Source organism: Rhodococcus sp. EPR-157 (assembly GCF_001647195.1).
In the GTDB taxonomy this organism is placed as follows: domain Bacteria; phylum Actinomycetota; class Actinomycetes; order Mycobacteriales; family Mycobacteriaceae; genus Rhodococcoides.
Window position 1 is genome coordinate 1 of record NZ_LVCV01000010.1, and the last position, 6,116, is coordinate 6,116.

At 61.3% G+C, this 6,116-nt stretch carries 6 protein-coding genes and 1 pseudogene; all 7 read right to left on the minus strand.

Translation table 11 applies throughout. The features are described from left to right. A pseudogene (locus A2J03_RS00280) lies at positions 1 to 421 on the minus strand (cytochrome P450); the annotation flags it as partial. Positions 422 to 449: 28 nt separating this feature from the next. Next, entirely contained in the window at positions 450 to 1,445 is a 996-nt protein-coding gene (locus tag A2J03_RS00285) for a PDR/VanB family oxidoreductase (protein ID WP_068368118.1), read from the minus strand. A 97-nt stretch (positions 1,446 to 1,542) separates the two neighbouring features. Beyond that, positions 1,543 to 2,304 (minus strand): IclR family transcriptional regulator, encoded by a 762-nt coding sequence (locus A2J03_RS00290; RefSeq protein ID WP_068368120.1) that lies wholly within the window; start codon positions 2,302 to 2,304, stop codon positions 1,543 to 1,545. A gap of 51 nt (positions 2,305 to 2,355) precedes the next feature. Next, the gene (locus tag A2J03_RS00295; protein ID WP_068368127.1) at positions 2,356 to 3,132 is read right to left on the minus strand and encodes an IclR family transcriptional regulator; all 777 of its coding nucleotides are present in this window, start codon (positions 3,130 to 3,132) and stop codon (positions 2,356 to 2,358) included. A gap of 31 nt (positions 3,133 to 3,163) precedes the next feature. Beyond that, positions 3,164 to 4,090, minus strand: coding sequence for a hypothetical protein (locus tag A2J03_RS00300; RefSeq protein ID WP_068368122.1), 927 nt, complete (start codon positions 4,088 to 4,090; stop codon positions 3,164 to 3,166). Positions 4,091 to 4,103: 13 nt separating this feature from the next. Beyond that, positions 4,104 to 5,552 (minus strand): aldehyde dehydrogenase, encoded by a 1,449-nt coding sequence (locus tag A2J03_RS00305; RefSeq protein WP_068368123.1) that lies wholly within the window; start codon positions 5,550 to 5,552, stop codon positions 4,104 to 4,106. Between the two features lie 98 nt (positions 5,553 to 5,650). Then, positions 5,651 to 6,116: helix-turn-helix domain-containing protein (locus A2J03_RS00310; RefSeq protein WP_331712347.1), on the minus strand; the 466-nt coding region annotated here is incomplete at its 5' end.

Here is a 6,116-nt window from a genome sequence, read left to right on the forward strand (position 1 = left end):
CTGCGTCGAATTCGGTCTGAGAGTCGAGTACCTGATCGACGAGTATTTCTGCGTCGACCAGCCACGAGGTGCGCAGCTTCGTCAGCGCGCGAGGCCCGAGAACTTTGCTGAGAACAGCGCGTGGTGCGTCGTGATGGGGAGGGTCGGCCTCGAGGAGAAGGCTCGCTGGACGCCATGGCTTCTCGTAGCGAAAGTTGCTCAGCCCCACGCCGGCGGCTGATTGGAAACCCTGCCAGTCGGTCAGCGCGGCGTGGACTTGCTCGTAGCGGCCCATCGCGAAGACGTCGTATTTGTCGAGGTAGACCACCGGTCCCGCGTCACGCAGCTCGGCCTGAAACGGTAGTGGATTCTCGAGTACGTCCAGCCCGAACGGATCGGCATGACTGACCGGGACGTCGATGGAAGATGCGAATGTTGTCATAACCAATATCCTTTGGAGAGTGCGTTATTCAGAGGTCGAGAACGAGTCGGTCCGAACACGAACGCGACACACAGATGAACATGCAGTCAGCACTGTCGCGCTCTGCGTCGTCAAGAATCGAATCCCGATGATCGGGCTCGCCCGCCAGGACGGTGGTCTCGCAAGTTCCGCACGTGCCCTCACGGCACGACGACAGCACGTTCACGCCGGCCTTCTGCACGGCGTCGAGCACACTGGCCTGCGGAGAAACTGTGATGGTGATCGCGCTGCGCGCAAGTTCGAGTTCGAACGACTTCGTGCGAACCGGTGCGCACTGTTCTTTGGGAACAAATCGCTCCATCCTCAGTTTGCCCACCGGCCACTGCTGGCAGCACCTCTCCACGGCATTGAGCAGCGGTTCGGGCCCGCACACATACACTTTGGTTTCGCTGGCCCCGGCGGCGGTGAGCCAAGTCGGCAAGTCCAGAAGGCCCACCTCATCCTGCGGTGCCACCACAACGCGATCGCCGTAACGGGAGAGTTCGCCGAGGAATGCCATAGAGCTACGCGTGCGCCCGCCGTAGAGCAACGTCCACTCGATGCCCATCAACTCGGCCTGGGCGATCATCGGTATCAACGGGGTGATGCCGATTCCGCCGGCGATGAACAGATATTGCGGTGCAGGCACCAGCGGAAAGTTGTTGCGTGGTCCCCCTACTCCAACGACATCACCCACCTCGAGAACATCGTGGACGTACGCCGACCCACCACGCCCAGCTGTTTCGCGCAGCACTCCGATTCGATAGCTGTACGGATCCCACCGATCCCCGGACAGCGAATACTGACGTGTCACCCCCGACGCGAGCATGAGGTCTATATGCGCCCCGGGTGCCCAGTCCGGCAATCGGCGACCTTCGGGATGGTGCAACGTCAGTGCGACGACCCCCTCCGACATGGGCTCTTTCGCGGTCACGCGCAAGGTTGAATCTGCAAGTACGTCGGGTCCCTCGACAGAAACAACGTGCGGGGCAGGGCTGATGGGCATCGGTGCTCCTTTGATCTCGTCTCTATTGAGAATCCGGCCAGAGGGTGCCCGTCCGCTACAGGCATCTCAATCATTGAGAGACTTTATGTGTTGTGCATCACTGGGCTGGGCGGAAGCCGGACGACATCACACGTGAGACACCTCGGCCGGCGGCCTGAAGGAGGGGGATCAACGTCCGCGCGTTGTCGTCGTTGGGGACTATGACCGATACCGCTGCTACCACCACATCCTCCGCATCTCGTACCGGGACGGCGATACCGGTGGTTTCTCGATAGATGTGTCCCGCGCAAAACGCATACTGCTGTCTGCGAATTTCGGCCAAGGCCGTTCGTAACCGACGGGAAGTGTGCAGCGTTTCGGCTGTGTACGCCGTCATAGGTCCGTTGATGATCTTCTCCTGCAAGGCCGTCGAGGCGTGCGCCAGGAGAACGAGCCCTGAGGACGATGCATACAGAGGGAGTCGCCCGGCAATGCGGGAGTAGTTGACCACCGCACCTGGTGACGAGAGTCGCTCGACGAACAGAACTTCGTCGCTCTCGAGCACTCCGAGCTGCGTGTGATGGCCGGTCACGACGTGCAAATCCTCCATGAAGGGCATCGCGGCTTCGCGTAACCCGACAGTGGGCGACGCTCGGGAAGCGACCTCCCACAAGCGAACACCGACACGTACCTGCCGTCCGTCGCGTTCGAGCCACCCTGCCTTCACCAACTCCTCGATCAGGCGAGAAGCTGTAGCAACATGCAGGCCGGATCGTCGCGCTATTTCGCCCACTGTCAGGGTGCGGTCGTCGAGCCCGAACGACTCCACGATCCGCACGCCGCGCTCGAGTACCGACTCACCGGTGGAAACACGTGACACGTCGCCCTCCGCAGGCTTTTGCAGTGATGCGTCGGACAGTACCGCGTTGTCTCACGATCGAGGGAGGCGTCGAGATATCCCGTTCGCCGCCGCACGCAGAGCCGGAATGAGTGGTGTCGGATCGGTTCGTTTGTCCAAGATCACCGAAATAGCGGCCGCCACTTGCCCGTTTGCGGATCGTATCGGTGCTGCGACCGATACCGAACCCATCGACAAGTGTTCTCGGCACACGACGTGTCCGTCGCGGCGGATCATGTCCAGCGTGTGTAGCAATGTGGCCCTGCTGACGATGGTGTCGGCAGTGAATTGCTTCAACTCCATGTCGGCGACTCGATCGATCACTGTGGACCCGGAGTGCGCGAGCACAACCAGCCCGCCGCTGGAGGCATGCAAAGGTAGCCTGCCGCCGGCGCGACTGACGACCGAAACCGAACGGTGACCAGCGATGCGTTCGATGCACAATGCGTGAAGGCCCTCTCGCACAACCAATTGCACGTTCTGGTGGGTGGCTTCGTACAAGTCCTCGAGGAACGGGAGTGCGACCTGTCTGAGCCCGTGCGCACGTGGCGCGAGCGCGCCCATCTCCCACATTCTGACACCGAATTCGTAGGTCCCGTCCGAATTCCGCACGAGTGCTGCGTTGTCGACCAGTTGGTTGATCAGACGGTGCACGGTGGCCAGGGGAATGTCGGTGCGGCGACTCACCTCGGACAAGGTCAGACTCGGGCGGTCGCAGGTGAACGCGCCGAGGATGCGAAATGCTCGTCCGAGAACACTGCGGTCATCCGTAGGTAAGTCAGAAAGCTCGGTACTGCGCAGAGCGAACATCCCGCCGCGGGAAGATTCGCTCTGCGCAGCGCTATACAGCGGCGAGCTCACGCTTCTTGGCCCGTCGATGCTTCTCCGGGGTAGTGATTTTCGGATCCGGCAGAATCTTCTCCTGTGCAAACATCACGGCGGCGAGCCCTTTTTCCATCGTCCATCGAGTCAGGGCGCTGGGGTAAGGCAGTCGGTGTACCCGATGCGGAGCCTCGTCCAGCAAAGACAAAATCATCTTGCGACCCAGGAATCTCGTTCCCTTCGGAAACCATTTCTCGGCGAACTGATCCAAGATGACCTCGCACGTTGCAGCGCCGGCCTCGGTGAACGGGTAGTCGATTGCTTCGTAACGTTCCATGTATTCGAGCATTCCGTCGAAGCTCGTCGGGAAGTCGGTGATGGGTGCGTCGAACGCCGGTGGGCTGACACTCGGGTCTTGGCCGGGGTTTTCGCCGCGAAACAGTTTCGCGATTTCCTGCCAGTACAGATGTGTGGCGATCTGTTGCTTCTCGGTGTACCCGGATAGCCCCACTCGGATTCGCAGACGGTGCATATCGGCACCGATCCAGCACATCGTGTACGTGAAGTCTTCGAGCATGGTGTATCGACCTGGATAGCGCTTGGCGATTCCCTGATGGATCGAGTTGACCTGTTTGACGGACTGCTGGGTCTTCAGGTCCGATGGTCCGAACTCGAACCAACGCCAGAAGTGATCAGCGGTGTCGGTCTCGCGTCTGTTGCCGTTCTTTACCGCCTTTCCTGCACCTCCGCGGTACATGACCTCCCCGCCGTGGGGCGGCAGAATGAAGTGGGGAAAGCCGGTCGTGTACAGGAAGTTCATCATGAAGTCATTGACGTAGTAGCACGTGGAGAGCTTCCAGATCTCCTCATAGTCGGTGTACGGATCGAGGCTCTCGCGGTACTCGGCGATCCATTTGTAGCCGAGCTTTTTCTCCGTTGATGTCATCGTGAGGTGTCCTTCAGCTGTAGATCGATTTGAAATTCTGGAAGTTCCCGAGCGCGTCGGGTCCGAGCTCACGCCCGATGCCGCTGTCTTTGATTCCGCCGAAGGGCGAACTGGGGTCGGGTAGATACCTATTGATGCCGATGGTTCCGGTTCGCACGCGTCGGGCTACCTCGAGACCGCGGTCCGGGTCGCTCGTCCAGACGGTGCCACCGAGTCCGTAGTCGGAGTCGTTGGCAATCTGTACCGCGTCATCATCGTTGTCATACTGGATGATCGACAGGACTGGACCGAAGATCTCTTCCTGCGCAATTGCGTGCTTGTTGTCGATATCGGCGAAGACTGTGGGTTCGACGAACCAACCCTTGTTCTGGCCCGAGGGTCGACCGCCGCCGGTCACCAACCGGCCACCGTCACCGAGGCCCTTGGCTATGTATCCCTCGACTCGGGCGCGTTGGCGCTCGCTTGCCATGGGGCCGATTTGGGTCGAATCGTTCAAGGCGTCACCGACTTCCAGAGAGCTGGCAAGGGCCTCGAAGACTCCGACTACTTCGTGATAGCGGTTGCGCGGGGCGAGGATTCGCGTTCCGAGGAAGCAGGTTTGACCGTTGTTGAGCAGCGTTGCTCCGAAGAGCTGCTCCCCTATCGAGCCGAGGTCTAGGTCCGCGTCGTCGAGAATGATCGCTGCGGATTTACCCCCGAGCTCGAGGGTGACCGGGCGCAGCAGCCGACCACAGGTTTCTGCGATGGATCGGCCGGCGGCGGTGGAGCCTGTGAAGGCGACCTTGTCGATGCCTGGATGGGAAACCAGGTAGGCACCGATATCGCGACCGCCGGGCACGATATTTATCACACCGGCCGGAATGTCCGATGCAGCAACAGCTTCTGCGAAGACCACTGAGTCGAGCACCGTCTCCGGCGAGGGTTTAAGTACAACGGTGCAGCCGGCAGCGAGTGCCGGGGCGTGCTTGAACGCCGATAGGGTCTGCGGGAAATTCCACGGTGCGATGGCACCCACTACGCCGATCGGTTCACGGCGGACGGTCGTTGTTCCACCCAGTAGATGCGGGTGAGATTCCTCGAAGGTCGCCGACCGGACAAGGTTGGCGTAGTAGCGGATCACGGCGACGGGAAAGCCCGCCTCGAGCTGGCGCGCGATTGCCACAGGCATGCCGTTCTGTGCCGCCACGGTGCGTGCCATCTCTTCGGAACGAGACTCGAGCTGATCGGCCAGAGAACTGAGCGCTGCACCACGTTGGGCGGGGTTCCAAGCACTCCAACCCTGCGGGTCGTCGAAGGCTGCGCGCGCCGCCGCTACTGCGGCGTCGACGTCGGCTTCGTTTGCTTCGGGAACTGACCCGATCGGCTCCTCGGTGCTCGCCGACACGACCTGAATCCGGGAGCGAGATTTCGGAGAAATCCAGTCGCCACCGATGAACAAATGGGGATGATCTGTCACAGTCATAGAACAATAGTGACGCAGCTCACGAGATCTGACTGTTCATCTTCTGTACAGTTCGGCGACTAGGCGTTCGCTGTGCGAACACCGGTTGGTGCGAGCGGTCAGCCCGGCATACCGAATGCCCGCATTCGCTTGTACAACGTCGTGCGGCTGATGCCGAGCTCGACTGCCGCCTCGCTTTTGTTGCCGCCACATTGGCTGAGCACGCTCTCGATCGTTGCCCGCTCGGCCAGCTCGAGCCTAGTCAAGCGCAAATCCGAACCGGTGTGGGAACTGTCGATGTCGTGCTCGGTGATGTCGCCGGCGGACCGCCGCCGGATCGCGGTCGCCACGACTTCGCGGAGCTCGCTGATGTTGCCGGTCCACCTACGGCGCGCCAACGCCGACAGTGCCCCGGGAGTGAACCGTAGGCCGTCCCCCGCCTCGCCCACCGTCGCCGCTATCGACCGGACCAGGCTGGGGATGCGGTCGAGACGCTCTCGAAGCGGGGGGAGGTCGACTCGGGTGACCGGCTGGAGCGCGAGCTTGCGGAAGTGACTGCTGCGCTCGTGTTCGCCTGGCTCGGTG

Excerpts from the sequence above, each read along its gene's own strand:
- A2J03_RS00285 (WP_068368118.1), bottom strand. The coding sequence starts at position 1,445 with ATGCCCATCAGCCCTGCCCCGCACGTTGTTTCTGTCGAGGGACCCGAC.
- A2J03_RS00295 (WP_068368127.1), bottom strand. The coding sequence starts at position 3,132 with ATGTTCGCTCTGCGCAGTACCGAGCTTTCTGACTTACCTACGGATGAC.
- A2J03_RS00300 (WP_068368122.1), bottom strand. The coding sequence starts at position 4,090 with ATGACATCAACGGAGAAAAAGCTCGGCTACAAATGGATCGCCGAGTAC.
- A2J03_RS00305 (WP_068368123.1), bottom strand. The coding sequence starts at position 5,552 with ATGACTGTGACAGATCATCCCCATTTGTTCATCGGTGGCGACTGGATT.